This is a genomic window from Lysinibacillus sp. FSL R5-0849 (assembly GCF_038595075.1).
GTDB lineage: Bacteria > Bacillota > Bacilli > Bacillales_A > Planococcaceae > Lysinibacillus > Lysinibacillus fusiformis.
The window spans coordinates 4,493,805-4,509,261 of the sequence record NZ_CP152004.1; the positions used below are offsets into that span (position 1 = coordinate 4,493,805).

The 15,457-nt window shown below is 39.1% G+C and carries 19 protein-coding genes; all 19 read right to left on the minus strand.

All coding sequences use genetic code 11. From position 1 onward, the window contains the following. Positions 1 to 30: 30 nt before the first annotated feature. The 19 genes from rplN to fusA all read right to left on the minus strand — a co-directional run bounded on the left by rplN (position 31) and on the right by fusA (position 15,430). Positions 31 to 399, minus strand: coding sequence for a 50S ribosomal protein L14 (gene rplN, locus MKY80_RS22360; RefSeq protein ID WP_004233650.1), 369 nt, complete (start codon positions 397 to 399; stop codon positions 31 to 33). Positions 400 to 441: 42 nt separating this feature from the next. Beyond that, the gene (rpsQ, locus tag MKY80_RS22365; protein WP_008181723.1) at positions 442 to 705 is read right to left on the minus strand and encodes a 30S ribosomal protein S17; all 264 of its coding nucleotides are present in this window, start codon (positions 703 to 705) and stop codon (positions 442 to 444) included. Between the two features lie 18 nt (positions 706 to 723). Next, the gene (gene rpmC, locus MKY80_RS22370) at positions 724 to 924 is read right to left on the minus strand and encodes a 50S ribosomal protein L29 (protein WP_004233646.1); all 201 of its coding nucleotides are present in this window, start codon (positions 922 to 924) and stop codon (positions 724 to 726) included. Continuing rightward, positions 914 to 1,348, minus strand: a complete 435-nt coding sequence (gene rplP / locus MKY80_RS22375) for a 50S ribosomal protein L16 (protein WP_025116437.1) — start codon at positions 1,346 to 1,348, stop codon at positions 914 to 916. Before rplP ends, rpmC begins: the two co-directional genes overlap by 11 nt. Position 1,349: 1 nt before the next feature. Continuing rightward, the gene (gene rpsC, locus MKY80_RS22380; RefSeq protein ID WP_025116438.1) at positions 1,350 to 2,003 is read right to left on the minus strand and encodes a 30S ribosomal protein S3; all 654 of its coding nucleotides are present in this window, start codon (positions 2,001 to 2,003) and stop codon (positions 1,350 to 1,352) included. Positions 2,004 to 2,006: 3 nt separating this feature from the next. Beyond that, on the minus strand, positions 2,007 to 2,351 hold the full coding sequence (rplV, locus tag MKY80_RS22385; protein ID WP_004233639.1) for a 50S ribosomal protein L22: 345 nt from the start codon (positions 2,349 to 2,351) through the stop codon (positions 2,007 to 2,009). 22 nt (positions 2,352 to 2,373) lie between these two features. Further along, positions 2,374 to 2,652, minus strand: coding sequence for a 30S ribosomal protein S19 (rpsS, locus tag MKY80_RS22390; protein ID WP_089986390.1), 279 nt, complete (start codon positions 2,650 to 2,652; stop codon positions 2,374 to 2,376). Positions 2,653 to 2,712: 60 nt separating this feature from the next. After that, complete coding sequence (rplB, locus tag MKY80_RS22395; protein WP_008181913.1) at positions 2,713 to 3,543, minus strand: 50S ribosomal protein L2; 831 nt, start codon at positions 3,541 to 3,543, stop codon at positions 2,713 to 2,715. Positions 3,544 to 3,591: 48 nt separating this feature from the next. Further along, complete coding sequence (rplW, locus tag MKY80_RS22400) at positions 3,592 to 3,876, minus strand: 50S ribosomal protein L23 (RefSeq protein WP_008181914.1); 285 nt, start codon at positions 3,874 to 3,876, stop codon at positions 3,592 to 3,594. Then, on the minus strand, positions 3,876 to 4,499 hold the full coding sequence (rplD, locus tag MKY80_RS22405; RefSeq protein ID WP_012296062.1) for a 50S ribosomal protein L4: 624 nt from the start codon (positions 4,497 to 4,499) through the stop codon (positions 3,876 to 3,878). The genes rplW and rplD overlap by 1 nt, the downstream gene beginning before the upstream one ends. Before the next feature lie 26 nt (positions 4,500 to 4,525). Next, positions 4,526 to 5,155 (minus strand): 50S ribosomal protein L3, encoded by a 630-nt coding sequence (gene rplC / locus MKY80_RS22410; protein WP_025116441.1) that lies wholly within the window; start codon positions 5,153 to 5,155, stop codon positions 4,526 to 4,528. A 46-nt stretch (positions 5,156 to 5,201) separates the two neighbouring features. Then, a complete protein-coding gene (gene rpsJ, locus MKY80_RS22415; protein WP_004233624.1) occupies positions 5,202 to 5,510 on the minus strand; it encodes a 30S ribosomal protein S10 in 309 nt (102 codons plus the stop codon). Positions 5,511 to 5,865: 355 nt separating this feature from the next. After that, the gene (locus MKY80_RS22420) at positions 5,866 to 7,176 is read right to left on the minus strand and encodes a Na+/H+ antiporter NhaC family protein (protein WP_036147910.1); all 1,311 of its coding nucleotides are present in this window, start codon (positions 7,174 to 7,176) and stop codon (positions 5,866 to 5,868) included. A 153-nt stretch (positions 7,177 to 7,329) separates the two neighbouring features. Continuing rightward, positions 7,330 to 9,309, minus strand: coding sequence for an ABC transporter permease (locus MKY80_RS22425; protein WP_342531270.1), 1,980 nt, complete (start codon positions 9,307 to 9,309; stop codon positions 7,330 to 7,332). Next, on the minus strand, positions 9,299 to 10,060 hold the full coding sequence (locus tag MKY80_RS22430; RefSeq protein WP_089986393.1) for an ABC transporter ATP-binding protein: 762 nt from the start codon (positions 10,058 to 10,060) through the stop codon (positions 9,299 to 9,301). The genes MKY80_RS22425 and MKY80_RS22430 overlap by 11 nt, the downstream gene beginning before the upstream one ends. Before the next feature lie 97 nt (positions 10,061 to 10,157). Continuing rightward, positions 10,158 to 11,174, minus strand: a complete 1,017-nt coding sequence (locus MKY80_RS22435; RefSeq protein ID WP_089986394.1) for a sensor histidine kinase — start codon at positions 11,172 to 11,174, stop codon at positions 10,158 to 10,160. A gap of 6 nt (positions 11,175 to 11,180) precedes the next feature. Then, positions 11,181 to 11,870 (minus strand): response regulator transcription factor, encoded by a 690-nt coding sequence (locus tag MKY80_RS22440; protein WP_008181776.1) that lies wholly within the window; start codon positions 11,868 to 11,870, stop codon positions 11,181 to 11,183. A gap of 157 nt (positions 11,871 to 12,027) precedes the next feature. Then, positions 12,028 to 13,215: an elongation factor Tu gene (tuf, locus tag MKY80_RS22445; RefSeq protein WP_008181778.1), complete on the minus strand. Its 1,188-nt coding sequence runs from the start codon at positions 13,213 to 13,215 to the stop codon at positions 12,028 to 12,030. Between the two features lie 136 nt (positions 13,216 to 13,351). Next, positions 13,352 to 15,430 (minus strand): elongation factor G, encoded by a 2,079-nt coding sequence (fusA, locus tag MKY80_RS22450; protein WP_025116447.1) that lies wholly within the window; start codon positions 15,428 to 15,430, stop codon positions 13,352 to 13,354. Positions 15,431 to 15,457 lie beyond the last annotated feature (27 nt).

The window sequence follows — 15,457 nt, forward strand, 5'->3', positions numbered from 1 at the left end:
CGCACCTCCTTGATTGGCACTATCATGAAATTAAAGAACTTCTGGAGCTAGAGAAACGATTTTCATGAAGTTGCTGTCACGTAATTCACGTGCAACAGGTCCGAAAATACGAGTTCCGCGTGGTGATTTATCATCACGAATAATTACACAAGCATTTTCATCAAATTTGATGTACGTACCGTCTTTACGACGAACGCCTGATTTAGTACGAACGATAACAGCTTTAACAACGTCACCCTTCTTGACAACGCCACCTGGTGTTGCTTTCTTAACTGTACAAACAACGATATCACCGATGTTAGCAGTTTTACGGCCAGAGCCACCAAGCACTTTAATTGTAAGAACTTCACGTGCACCTGAGTTGTCAGCAACTTTCATACGACTTTCTTGTTGGATCACTTAGGTTACCTCCCTTCGGAAATGGTTGTTCCGAAATAGTTATTAAATAATAACCGCTTTTTCTACAACTTCAACTAGACGGAAACGTTTAGTAGCTGATAGCGGGCGAGTCTCCATGATACGTACGATATCACCGATTTTCGCTTGGTTTTGCTCATCATGAGCTTTAAACTTTTTAGAGTATTTTACACGTTTACCGTAAAGCTTGTGCTTTTTGTGAGTTTCAACTAAAACAGTAACAGTTTTGTCCATTTTATCTGAAACAACGCGGCCCGTGTAAACTTTGCGTTGGTTACGCTCAGTCATACTTGAAAACCTCCTTTATCAGTTATTTGCACTGATTTCTCTTTCACGAATAACAGTTTTCATACGCGCGATTGCTTTACGCACTTCACGAATACGAGCTGTGTTTTCTAATTGACCAGTCGCCAATTGGAAGCGAAGGTTGAAAAGCTCTTCTTTCAGTGATTTCACTTTTAATTCAATTTCAGAAGTGGCAAGGTCACGGATTTCATTAGCTTTCATTAGATTCACCACCAGTTTCTTGACGTTTTACGATCTTACATTTAACAGGAAGCTTATGTGATGCTAAACGAAGTGCTTCGCGTGCGATCTCTTCAGATACACCAGCAATTTCGAACATAATTTTTCCTGGTTTTACTACTGCTACCCAACCTTCAGGAGAACCTTTACCAGAACCCATGCGGACTTCTAGAGGTTTTTTAGTGTAAGGTTTATGTGGGAAGATTTTAATCCAAACTTTACCGCCACGTTTCATGTAACGAGTCATCGCGATACGTGCAGATTCGATTTGACGGTTAGTAATCCAGCTAGCTGTTTGAGCTTGTAAGCCCCATTCGCCGAAAGATACTTCCTTGCCGCCTTTCGCTTCGCCACGCATGTTTCCGCGGTGTTCACGACGGTATTTTACGCGTTTAGGCAATAACATATTATTTGCCTCCTTCCACAGATTTCTTCGTAGGAAGAACTTCACCACGGTAGATCCATACTTTAACGCCTAATTTACCGTAAGTAGTGTCAGCTTCTGCGTGTGCATAATCAATGTCAGCACGTAGAGTATGAAGTGGAACAGTTCCTTCACTATAGTGTTCAGCACGCGCGATATCAGCGCCACCTAAACGACCAGATACTTGTGTTTTAATTCCTTTTGCACCAGCACGGATTGTGCGTTGGATCGCTTGCTTTTGCGCACGACGGAATGATACACGGTTTTCTAATTGACGAGCGATGTTTTCAGCTACTAGACGAGCGTCAAGATCTGCACGTTTAATTTCAATGATGTTGATGTGTACACGTTTACCAGTTAACTCGCTAAGGTATTTACGAAGATTTTCAACTTCAGTACCACCTTTACCGATTACCATACCTGGTTTCGCAGTGTGAATTGTAATGTTTACACGGTTTGCAGCACGTTCGATTTCCACTTTAGAAACAGAAGCGTCTTTAAGAGCCGTTTCAATATATTTACGCACTTTGATGTCTTCGTGAAGTAGAGTTGCATAGTCTTTTTCAGCGTACCATTTTGACTCCCAGTCACGAATAATACCAACGCGTAGTCCTATTGGATGTACTTTTTGACCCACGGATTAACCCTCCTTCTTCTCAGATACCACTAGAGTGATGTGGCTTGTGCGTTTGTTAATTGCGCTTGCACGTCCTTGCGCACGTGGACGGAAACGTTTTAAAGTTGGACCTTCATCAACGAACACTTCAGAAACTACTAAAGAGTTGATGTCAAGATCGTAGTTGTGCTCAGCATTAGCAACTGCAGATTTTAATACTTTCTCAACGACTGGAGACGCCGCTTTTGGAGTATGACGTAAAATTGCAACTGCCTCACCAACTTGCTTGCCTCGGATTAAGTCTACAACTAGACGTACTTTGCGAGGAGCAATGCGTACTGTACGAGCGATAGCTTTAGCTTGTGTCATTAGGATTTACCTCCTCTCAAAATTAGCGTCTTGTTTTCTTGTCGTCTGCACCGTGACCTTTGTAAGTACGTGTCGGTGCGAACTCACCAAGTTTATGGCCTACCATATCTTCTGTTACGTATACAGGAACATGTTTACGTCCATCATATACAGCAATCGTTAAACCGATAAAGTTCGGAAAGATTGTAGAACGGCGTGACCAAGTTTTGATAACTTGTTTTTTCTCAGAAGCCTCTTGTACTTCCACTTTTTTTATTAAGTGGTCATCGACAAAAGGTCCTTTTTTCAAGCTGCGACCCATGTAGGAACCTCCCTCTGTGATTCCACCACGGCTCTCACATAGAACCGTAGTTTAACCACTTTATTTTTTACGACCACGGATGATAAATTTATCCGATTTGTTTTTCTTCTTGCGAGTTTTGTAACCAAGTGCTGGTTTACCCCAAGGAGTCATTGGTGATTTACGTCCGATTGGAGAACGTCCTTCACCACCACCGTGTGGGTGATCGTTAGGGTTCATTACAGAACCACGAACTTCTGGGCGTTTACCTAACCAACGGCTACGACCTGCTTTACCGATGTGTACAAGTTCGTGTTGTTCATTACCAACTTGACCGATTGTAGCGCGGCAAGTAGCTAACACTAAACGTACTTCACCAGATTGAAGACGAACGATTACGTACTTTCCTTCACGACCAAGTACTTGAGCAGAAGTACCAGCAGAACGTACTAATTGTCCACCTTTACCAGGTTTTAACTCGATGTTATGGATTGTAGTACCCATTGGAATGTTTGCTAATGGTAAAGCGTTACCTACTTTAATATCAGCATCCGGACCAGAAACGATTGTTTGACCAACCTCTAGACCTTTAGGTGCTAAGATATAAGCTTTTGCTCCATCAGCGTAATTGATTAATGCGATATTCGCAGAACGGTTTGGATCATATTCAATAGTAGCAACTTTTGCCGGAATGCTATCTTTAACACGTTTGAAATCGATAACACGGTATTGCTTCTTATGACCACCACCATGATGACGAACAGTGATTTTACCTTGGTTGTTACGACCAGCTTTGCGTTTAGTTGGTTCAAGCAATGATTTCTCAGGCTTGTTAGTTGTAATTTCCGCAAAGTCTAATGACGTCATGTTACGACGACCATTAGAGGTAGGTTTATACTTTTTAATCGCCATTGTGTTTTCCCTCCTTCTTGAGTGTTCAAATCATAAATCCACTAGGGATTACATTTCGAATAATTCGATTTCTTTGCTATCAGCAGTTAATTTAACAATCGCTTTACGACGTTTGTTAGTGTAACCACCGTAACGGCCAACGCGTTTGAATTTACCTTTGTAGTTAAGAACGTTTACTTTCTCAACATTTACACCAAAGATTTCTTCTACAGCGTCTTTTACTTGAGTTTTATTAGCGCGAGTGTCTACTTCGAAAGTATACTTTTTCTCTGCCATAAGTTCTGAAGAACGCTCAGTAATGACCGGACGTTTTAAAATATCACGTGCTTCCATTATCCAAGCACCTCCTCAACTTTTTCTACTGCAGATTTAGTGAATACAACTTTTTCGTGACCTAAAAGATCAAGAACGTTGATTCCATTTGCAGTTAAAACTGTTACACCAGGGATGTTACGAGCAGATAATGCTACGTTTTCATCTAGGTCAGCAGTTACGAATAAAGATTTTTTCTCTAAAGAAAGATCTTTAAGGATTTTTGTGAATTCTTTTGTTTTTGGTGCTGCTAGAGTTAGAGCATCAAGAACTAAGAAGTTTTGTTCTACTACTTTAGCTGATAAAGCAGATTTAAGAGCTAAGCGACGAACTTTTTTAGGTAATTTATAAGAATAGCTACGTGGAGTAGGACCGAATACGATACCACCGCCGCGCCATTGTGGAGAACGGATAGAACCTTGTCGAGCACGACCAGTTCCTTTTTGACGCCATGGCTTACGACCACCACCAGCAACTTCAGAACGGTTTTTAACCTTGTGATTACCTTGACGTAGAGAAGCGCGTTGAGCTACTACTGCGTCGAATAATACTGCTTCATTTGGCTCGATTCCGAAGATCGCATCGTTTAATTCGATTTCACCAACTGAAGCACCTGTTTGACTAAGTACAGATACTTTTGTCATTCCTGTTTCCTCCTTTCCTTAAGTGATTACTTAGCTTTAATTGCAGTTTTTACTGTAACTAGAGCTTTTTTAGAACCAGGAACATTACCTTTAACAAGTAGTAAGTTACGATCTGTATCAACTTTCACGACTTCTAAGTTTTGGATTGTAACTACATTGCCACCCATTTGACCAGGTAATTTCTTTTGTTTAAATACGCGGTTCGGAGCAACTGGACCCATTGAACCAGGACGACGGTGGTAACGAGAACCGTGGGCCATAGGACCACGAGATTGTCCGTGGCGTTTAATTACACCTTGGAAACCTTTACCCTTAGTAACACCTGTTACATCGATTACATCGCCTTCTGCGAAAATTTCTACTTTGACTTCTTGACCAACTTCGTACTCTTCCACGTTCACGTTGCGGAATTCACGAATGAAGCGCTTAGGAGCAGTGTTCGCTTTTGCTACGTGACCTTGTTGTGGTTTGTTAGAAAGCTTAACGCGCTTATCTTCGAAACCAACTTGAATTGCTTCGTAGCCGTCTGTTTCAACAGTTTTCTTTTGAAGTACTACGTTTGGAGTAGCTTCGATAACTGTTACCGGGATTAAATCGCCGTTTTCAGCGAAAACTTGTGTCATACCAATTTTTCTACCTAAGATTCCTTTAGCCATTTGTCACACCTCCTGTAAGTTTTAAAAAGTTATATTGTTTTTACCATTAAAGTTTGATTTCGATATCAACGCCAGATGGTAAATCAAGTTTCATTAACGCATCAACAGTTTGTGGTGTTGGGTTAACGATATCGATCAGACGTTTATGCGTACGCATTTCGAATTGTTCACGAGAATCTTTGTACTTGTGAACAGCACGAAGAATTGTGTACACAGACTTCTCAGTTGGAAGTGGAATCGGACCTGATACACTTGCACCTGAACGTTTTGCAGTTTCCACAATTTTCTCAGCAGATTGATCTAAAATACGGTGATCATACGCTTTTAAACGAATACGAATCTTTTGTTTTGCCATTATTTTCCCTCCTTCTCGCCTATTTTCTAGACATTCTCCACGAAAATTTTCCCACACACCGCCATGGCAAAGCGGCCGGGTGTGTCGGCAACCTCTCGCTTCATCGCAGTCAAAGACCAACATTCAACATTATATACAATAAAAAAAGAATAAGCAAGTCTTTTCGCTAAATTCTTTTAAATGTTGCAGATATTCTTAGTACTACTATTACTTCGCTTTGTTAAGCCGTTTATTAGTATATAAAATTTCACTACATATTGCAACACCTAAGGTTATCAAGCAACAATGTCGAACATTTCAAATAACTATGAAGTCTTTTTAAATAGTAGTACCCCTTTAGTACCCCTTCTTACTTCTATAGAAAGAACACACATGCAATCCAACCAAATAGAATTAGTGGAATGTTAATGAATATAAAAGTAGGAACACAGGTGTCCCAAATATGATGATGTTGTCCATCTACATTTAATCCTGCTGTTGGACCTAATGTAGAATCTGATGCTGGAGAGCCTGCGTCGCCTAAAGCTCCTGCTGTACCTATTAAACAGAGGATCGCTAATGGGCTCATTCCTAACCCTTGTGCAAGAGGAACAAATAGTGTCGCGATAATTGGCACTGTTGCAAAGGAAGAACCAATCCCCATTGTCACAACTAATCCTATGACTAACATAATAAATACCGCTAAACTTCTATTTCCTTTTAAAATAGTTATAGAGCTTGTAATTAAGCTATCCACATGTCCAGTAGCATTAATGACCGCAGCAAAGCCATTTGCGGCAATCATAACAAATCCTATAAAGGCCATCATCTTCATTCCTTCAGATAGAATGTCATCTGCCTCTTTCCATTTCAGCGCCCCTGTAAAATACATAACCATAATACCTGCAAAGGAACCAACAATCATAGAATCTGTTAACACTTGAGCACATAATGATACGACTAATGCAAAGGCTGTGGAAAACATCACAAATTTGCTTACATTAACATGAAGAGAATCAGCCTCTATTTCATTATTTTTATAATGCCTTGGCTTACGATATACAATAAAGGCTGTAAATAATCCAACCAACATACCTAGCACTGGAATCGCCATTGCCACAGGAACATCACGTGAGGATACTACCATCCCAGCCTCAGACACCTGTGTAGCAACGATATCTTGAAAGATCGCTCCAAAGCCAGCTGGTACAAAGCTATAAGTACCGATTAAGCCCACTGCAATTAAGGTTGCCACTAGACGTCGATCGACCTCTAGCATATTTAAAATTTTTAAAACAGGAGGAATCAATAGTGGAATAAAGGCGATATGAATAGGTATGACATTTTGAGATAAAATGGACATCAAGAAAATAAGGAAAAAAATTAAGACCTTTACTAAACCTTTGCGATTGCTTTCACTATTTAAAATCTTTAGCATCCCTGTAATCATCAATTCAGGTATCCCTGTTTTGGCAATGGCGATGGCAAAGGCGCCAAGTAAGCCATAGCTTAATGCTATCGTTGCACCTGCCCCTAACCCTTCTGTAAATGATTCTACTGTTGCCTCAATGCTCATTCCGCTTGTAAGGCCGCCTACAAACGCTCCTAGCACTAAAGAAAGAACGACATTGATGCGAAGTAGGCTTAATATTAACATAACGGCTACCGCCACTATTACTGCATTCATTGTTACACTCACTTTCATACACTAAATTACTAACATGTTAAAGATTATTATTCTGATAATTGAAAGTCAAGGTTTTTCATCGTTCGAAGCAATAAAAAAAACAGTATGATCTATTTAGCATCACACTGTTTCTAAGTTTTACTTATTTAATTGTTACAATGATTCTCGAACGACTTTTTTATAATAGCCTACCGACAGAATGGCAAAAATCGTATACAACGCTATATAACAGCACATTGCAATCCACAAGGGTGCCGTTAACTCTGTACCAAATAAAAACCATCCTGATTTAACAGCAAAATAACTATGCAATAGTCCAATTATTAAAGGGACTCCAAAATTAAAGGCTTGTTTCATATATATGCCTCTCATAATATCTTTTTCTGCAAAGCCAATTTTTCTGAGGATTGTATAGGAACCACGCTCTTCCTCTGCCTCAGACATTTGTTTGAAGTACAGAATGCTACCAGTTGTCATTAAGAAGGCTAATCCTAAAAAGGCAGTTGTAAAAATAGTGAGACCTAATGATTCAATATTATCTTTACGCTTCTCTTCATATGAAGATTGAGTATATTGCTGTGTTTTACCTTCATGATCTTTAGTTATAATCACCCCGGCATTTGTCTGTACATATAATTTTTCTGCCATTACTAAGTCTTCTTTTGAATTAATAGTAATAGATGATTGTTGATGCCAAGGGTAATGCTCTGATTGCGTAGTTAGACTTTTAAACATGTCATCTGTTATAACAAAGATGGGCCCGCCACCTCCAGCTGTAACAATACCACTAATAATACTTTTATCGTGTACATCTACAACATGAAAAGTTTCTTCAAGCTCCCCTGCAGAAACTACTACATCACGATCTTTCTCTAATGGGAACATCTCAGCCATATACCCGCCATAGTTTGTTAAAATCACTTCATTTCCTGATAGCAAGGCTTCAGGAACACTCTTCTTGTAATCAGAAAGTGGAATCGTATAAATTGTTCCTTCCATATCATATAAAGGATTATCCTGCTGCTTTTTAGACATTAATTGTCCTACGGAAGCTGTTACTCCCTGCAAACGATAATCTATCTTATCGTAGACTATGTTATTTTCCTCTAACGCATGTAAGAAAGACATCCCCTGCTCTTCTAGCAAGATAAAATCACCTGGTACTTGGCTATATGCTGATGTTTCTGAGGAATAGTAGGAGATATAGGATAATGTCGTCACACCTAGAGATACACCTGTTAATACGGTTATAAGCGTTAATGACTTAGCATTGCTCTTCATACGATGCATAATAGGCGTTAATGCCAATACATCCTGAATGGAAAGATGCCCTTTTTTCTTTAAGCGAATTGTGTTCATAATAAACGCTACAGAGAATCGAAAGACCAGAAATGTTCCACCAATTGTAGTAGCTAGAATAATAATCATATTAATAAATAGGTTACCGGCTGATTCAATATCAAACAGCTTTGTTGAAGCATAGTAGCCATAAACAATTAAAACTAGCCCCATAAAGCCTATGGCCATTTGTAATGCACTAAAACGTCTTACACGTTCATCTGCTTGTTTAGCTGCGGTAAATAGTGATAGTAAAGAAACGCGATGGATCATCCAGGCCATTTGTATAAGGACAATCAACAAAAGTATAGTAAATACAATCATGGATTGCTGTAATGCCTGCGTACTAAATGTCATGGTTACAAGAGCTTCTTTCTCAAGTACACGCAATAAAATCATTGCAAACACACGTGAACTAAAGAAACCGGCCAGCATACCTAAAATTACAGCTCCTACAAATAGTAGAATATTTTCGATTGCTAATAGGCGTACAATCAATCCCTTGGTCATGCCAATCAATTGGTACAAGCCTATTTCCTTACTACGACGCTTCATAAATAAATGATTGGCGTACAAGACGAAGAACAAGACGATAAAATATAAAATATAAGTTGCTGCTTTAAATCCAGCTGTCGCCGTTCCACTCATTTGAACAGCATCCCATACTGCAGAATTATTTTGTAATGTTACAAAGGAAAAATATAAAGTAACGCTAAAAATAAGCGCAAAGAAATATAAATAGTAGTGCTTCATATTTTTCTTCATGCTTCTTAACACTAGCTTACTAAGACTCATAACCATCACCGCCTAGCACACTTTGCGTATGCATGATTTCCTGGAAAAAAGCCTGTCTTGATTTATCCCCTTTATAAAGCTCACTATAAATAAGACCATCCTTTAAAAATAAAACACGTGTACAGAAGCTTGCAGCTACTGCATCATGCGTAACCATCATGATTGTCGCTTCTTTTGTCTCATTAATATTTTGTAGATTTTGAAGCAAGGCTGTTGCTGATTTGGAATCTAATGCACCAGTAGGCTCATCTGCAAATACCAATGATGGATTTGTAATAAGTGCACGCGCAGCGGAAGTACGCTGTTTTTGCCCTCCGGATATTTCATTGGGATATTTATTTAAAATTTCTGTTATGCCTAGTAAGGATGTTAACTCCTTTACACGGCTTTCAGCAACTGCTCTAGGCAATTTACTGATTGCTAAGGGGAGAAGAATATTTTCCTTTACAGTTAATGTATCTAATAAATTATAATCTTGAAATATGAAACCTAATTGCTCTCTACGGAAGTTGGCCAAAGCCTTTTCCTTCATTCCCCGTAAATTATGACCGTTTATTTCAATGACTCCTTCTGTTGCAAAGTCGATTGAACATAAGACATTTAAAAGTGTTGTTTTTCCTGATCCAGAAGGTCCCATAATACCTACAAATTCACCTTTACTTACTTCCAAATCAATACCCTTTAACACTTCCTGAGCCGTTGATTTCTTTCCATAAACTTTTTTTATTTTACGACCAATTAACACTGTCACTGATAAACGCCCCCTCTCTATATTCCAAGTGTACCCTGTTGCACCTATTCATTCGTGCGTTTTACATGACAATATAAAAAGGTAGGTGACATTTTCGTCATCTACCTGTTAGTTTGACATATTCATTTTGTAATGGGAACCGTAGCGTAAATAATGAACCCTCACCTACATTCGATTGAACATTTATACGGATACCTATTTTTTGCGCCACATTATATGATAAGTAAAGACCCATACCAGTAGACTGAGTAGATTCTCTCCCTACGTTACCTGTATATGACTTTTGAAAAATTCTAGGTAAATCCTCCGAAGGTATGCCAATACCCATATCTTTAATATGTAATAAAGTCGCACCTGCTGGGTCAAGTTCAGTAAAAATCGTTACCTCTGAATTGGCTGAACTATATTTTATGGCGTTCGAGAGAATTTGACGTACAATAAATGCTAGCCATTTACCATCTGTCATCACCTTTTCAGTCAGTTCATCTATTTCAAAACCAATTCCCTTTTCTATACACCAGGCTTGCATAGCTCGAATCTCTTTATAAACAATTGGTTTCAACTCAATTTCAGTTAAATAATTGTCCTTTTCTATAGAAGTAAGTCTAGTTTGGTGCAGCTGTTGATCGACTAACAGATGTAGTCTTAACCATTCATTTTCTAATTTTCGACGTGTGGATAAATCCTCCACATGGTCTAACATTAGATTAATAGTTGTTAAAGGTCCTTTTACTTCATGAACCCATGCCAGCAACTCATCTGAATACTCTTGGAGCTGCACTTTGGCCTGATTCAATTCCATATTCTTTTCATGAAAGACATCCTCCATTTTTCGAAAGCCCACTTCTTGAAAAGGTGATAATGATAAGCTACTTTTATGGGCTTCATCAAGATGACTATCCATATTTCCCAGGAAATCATTTAATTTCCCAACTTCAGCGATAAAGCGCCATACGAAAAAGAGTGCGAAACTAACAAGCAAACTAACATTTACATACCAAATAGACACACTATTTAAACCAACATCTAAAGAAAATAGCACGTTTAATAGTACCATTATAAATGCAAAAAAACCGATCCATGCAAAGCGCTCTTTTATAAATAATAGTAACAAATTAGTTCACGTCCCTTGGGTTACTGCTATATAGCCAAGTCCCTTTTTGGTTAGAATCACTTCATGTAGGCCAATATCCTCTAGCTTTGCACGTAAACGGTTAACATTCACCGATAAAGTATTATCGTTTACAAAACGTTCATCATCCCACAGTTTTCGCATTAATTCATCTCTTGAGACGATATGATTAGCCTGTTCCACTAAAATGCGCAATATAAAGAGTTCATTTTTTGTTAAGGAAGCTATAGCTCCATCACACATAATTTCACTCCTTGCATAATCAATAACGGCTTCGTTAAAGCGTGTAACATCCATCTTTGCTTCAACATAGTCATATGTTCTTCGTAAAATAGCCTGTGCTTTAGCGAGTAATACTTCCATATGAAAGGGTTTTTGTATAAAATCATCTGCTCCCATTTGCATGGCCATCACCATATCCATTGGATGATCTCGCGAGGATAGAAAAAGGATTGGCACATTGGAGAGATGACGAATTTCTCGACACCAATGAAAGCCATCATAGGCAGGCAACTGAATATCAATTAGCACAAGATGTGGCTTCACTTCTATAAAATCATCCATCACCTTTTGAAAATTTTTAGGTCCAACAACTTGTAATGACCATTGTGCAAAACGTTCTTCAATCATACTAAATATCGACGGATCATCTTCTATCAGTAAAATTTTCATCTCCATATTCAAATCCCTTTCTGCTTAATTATTTAACCTAGATGACATGCTGGCTGTTATGTATTCATACACTAATTAAAACCTTAATTACTTTTATTTTAACATAAAAAACCAATCTGTAAGCGTCCCTACAGATTGGTTTGACTATTAGCGAAAGCTAAAATTATTTTTGGATAGAAGCAACTACGCCAGCGCCTACAGTACGGCCACCCTCACGGATAGAGAATTTAGTACCTTCTTCAAGAGCGATTGGAGCGATAAGTTCAACTGTCATTTCGATGTTATCACCAGGCATTACCATTTCAACGCCTTCTGGTAAGTTACAGATACCTGTTACGTCAGTTGTACGGAAGTAGAACTGAGGACGGTAGTTAGAGAAGAATGGAGTATGACGGCCACCCTCTTCTTTTGATAAAACATAAACTTCAGCTTTGAAGTTAGTGTGTGGAGTAATTGAACCTGGTTTAGCTAATACTTGACCACGTTGGATTTCTTCACGAGCAACACCACGAAGTAAAGCACCGATGTTGTCACCAGCTTCAGCATAGTCTAATAATTTACGGAACATTTCTACACCTGTTACAGTAGTAGATTTAGCTTCTTCAGCGATACCGATGATTTCAATTACGTCACCAACTTTAACTTGACCACGTTCAACACGGCCAGTTGCAACTGTACCACGACCAGTGATAGAGAATACGTCCTCTACTGGCATCATGAATGGTTTGTCAGTTTGACGTTCTGGAGTTGGGATGTAAGAATCTACAGCGTCCATTAATTCAACGATTTTTTCTTCCCATTCTGCTTCGCCTTCAAGAGCTTTAAGAGCAGAACCTTTGATTACAGGAATATCATCACCTGGGAAGTCATATTCAGATAGTAGGTCACGGATTTCCATTTCTACTAATTCTAATAATTCTTCGTCATCAACCATATCACATTTGTTCATGAATACTACTAAGTATGGAACACCTACTTGACGAGATAAAAGGATGTGTTCACGAGTTTGTGGCATTGGGCCATCAGCAGCAGATACTACTAAGATACCGCCGTCCATTTGTGCAGCACCAGTGATCATGTTTTTAACATAGTCAGCGTGTCCTGGGCAGTCAACGTGTGCATAGTGACGAGTTTCTGTTTCGTATTCTACGTGAGAAGTATTGATTGTGATACCACGCTCTTTTTCTTCAGGAGCGTTATCGATGTCAGCGTATGATTTAGCTGTACCACCCATTTTTTTAGAAAGAACTGTAGCGATTGCAGCAGTTAAAGTAGTTTTACCATGGTCAACGTGTCCGATTGTACCAATGTTAGCATGCGTTTTAGAACGGTCAAATTTTTCTTTAGCCATTAGAGATTGCCTCCTCAAAATTATATGTTTTATTTTTGAAATTTATAGAATGAATGCTGATAGAGAACGGGCCCATCCCCTATCCTGCAATCATAGCTTACAAATTAGTTATACTTTATGCAAGATGAAAATTCAATTATTCACCTTTATTTTTTTTGATGATTTCAGCAGCAATTGATTTTGGTACTTCTTCATAATGATCGAATGTCATTGAGAATACACCACGACCTTGCGTTGCAGAACGAAGAGTCGTTGCATAACCAAACATTTCTGCTAAAGGAACCATAGCACGAACAACTTGTGAGTTACCGCGAGCATCCATACCCTCAACGCGTCCGCGACGAGAAGTAATGTTACCCATGATATCACCAAGGTATTCTTCTGGAATTACAACTTCTACTTTCATCATTGGTTCTAAGATAACAGCATCACATTGTTTAGATGCTTCTTTAAGAGCCATAGATGCAGCAATTTTGAACGCCATCTCATTCGAGTCAACGTCATGGTAAGAACCGAATACTAATTTCGCTTTAATATCGATTAGAGGGTAACCAGCTACTACACCGCGGTCAAGAGAGTCACGAAGACCAGCTTCAACTGCAGGAATGTATTCACGAGGAATTACACCACCAACGATAGCGTTTTCGAATTCAAAGCCTTTACCTTCTTCATTTGGAGAGAACTCAATCGTTACGTCACCATATTGTCCACGACCACCAGATTGGCGAGTGAATTTACCTTGAACTTTTGCAGAGCCACGGAATGTTTCACGGTAAGATACCATTGGAGCACCTACGTTAGCTTCTACTTTAAATTCACGGCGCATACGGTCAACTAAGATATCAAGGTGAAGTTCACCCATACCTGAGATGATTGTTTGTCCAGTTTCTGTGTCAGTGTGAGCACGGAAAGTTGGATCCTCTTCTTGAAGTTTTTGTAAAGCTTGACCCATTTTATCTTGGTCAGCTTTTGATTTTGGTTCTACAGAAAGAGAAATTACTGGCTCAGGGAATTCCATTGATTCAAGAATAACTAGGTTTTTCTCGTCACAAAGAGTATCACCAGTAGTAGTATCTTTAAGACCTACTGCTGCTGCGATGTCCCCAGCGAATACTTTAGAAATCTCTTCACGAGAGTTAGCGTGCATTTGTAGGATACGACCTACACGCTCACGTTTACCTTTAGAAGAGTTTTGTACGTATGAACCTGAATCTAATGTTCCAGAGTACACACGGAAGAACGTTAATTTACCTACGAATGGGTCAGTCATAACTTTGAATGCAAGAGCTGAGAATGGCTCTTCATCAGAAGATTTACGTTCTAACTCTTCGTCACCATCAACAGAAGTACCTTTGATTGCTGGTACATCTACTGGAGATGGTAAGTAATCGATAACAGCATTTAACATTGGGCGTACACCTTTGTGTTTGAACGCTGTACCACAGATTACTGGGTAGAATTCTACTGCGATTGTAGCACGACGGATTGCCGCTTTAAGTTCCGCAACAGAAATTTCTTCGCCTTCTAAATATTTTTCCATGATATCTTCATCAACACTTGCAACAGCATCGATTAATTTTTCACGGTATTCTTCAGCTTGTGCGCGGTATTCTTCAGGAATTTCTCCCTCAGTTACTGCTGTACCTTTTTCGTCACCATAGAAAGTAGCTTTCATTTCAACCAAGTCAATGATTGCAGAGAACTGATCTTCAGCTCCGATTGGTAATTGAATAGGGTGAGCGTTTGCTTGTAAACGATCATGTAGAGTTCCTACAGAATATAAGAAGTCTGCTCCTGTTTTATCCATTTTGTTAATGAATACAATACGTGGAACACCATAAGTTGTAGCTTGACGCCATACAGTTTCAGTTTGAGGCTCAACACCAGATTGAGCATCTAGTACTGTAACAGCACCGTCAAGTACGCGTAATGAACGTTCTACTTCTACAGTGAAGTCTACGTGTCCAGGCGTATCGATGATGTTTACACGATGGCCTGCCCATTGGGCTGTTGTTGCTGCAGAAGTGATTGTAATACCACGTTCTTGCTCTTGCTCCATCCAGTCCATTTGAGAAGCGCCTTCATGAGTTTCACCGATTTTGTGAATCTTACCAGTGTAATAAAGGATACGCTCAGTTGTTGTTGTTTTACCAGCATCAATGTGAGCCATGATCCCAATATTACGAGTATTCTCAAGTGAGAATTCGCGTTTCATAGGAAATTTCTCCTTCCATATTGGGGT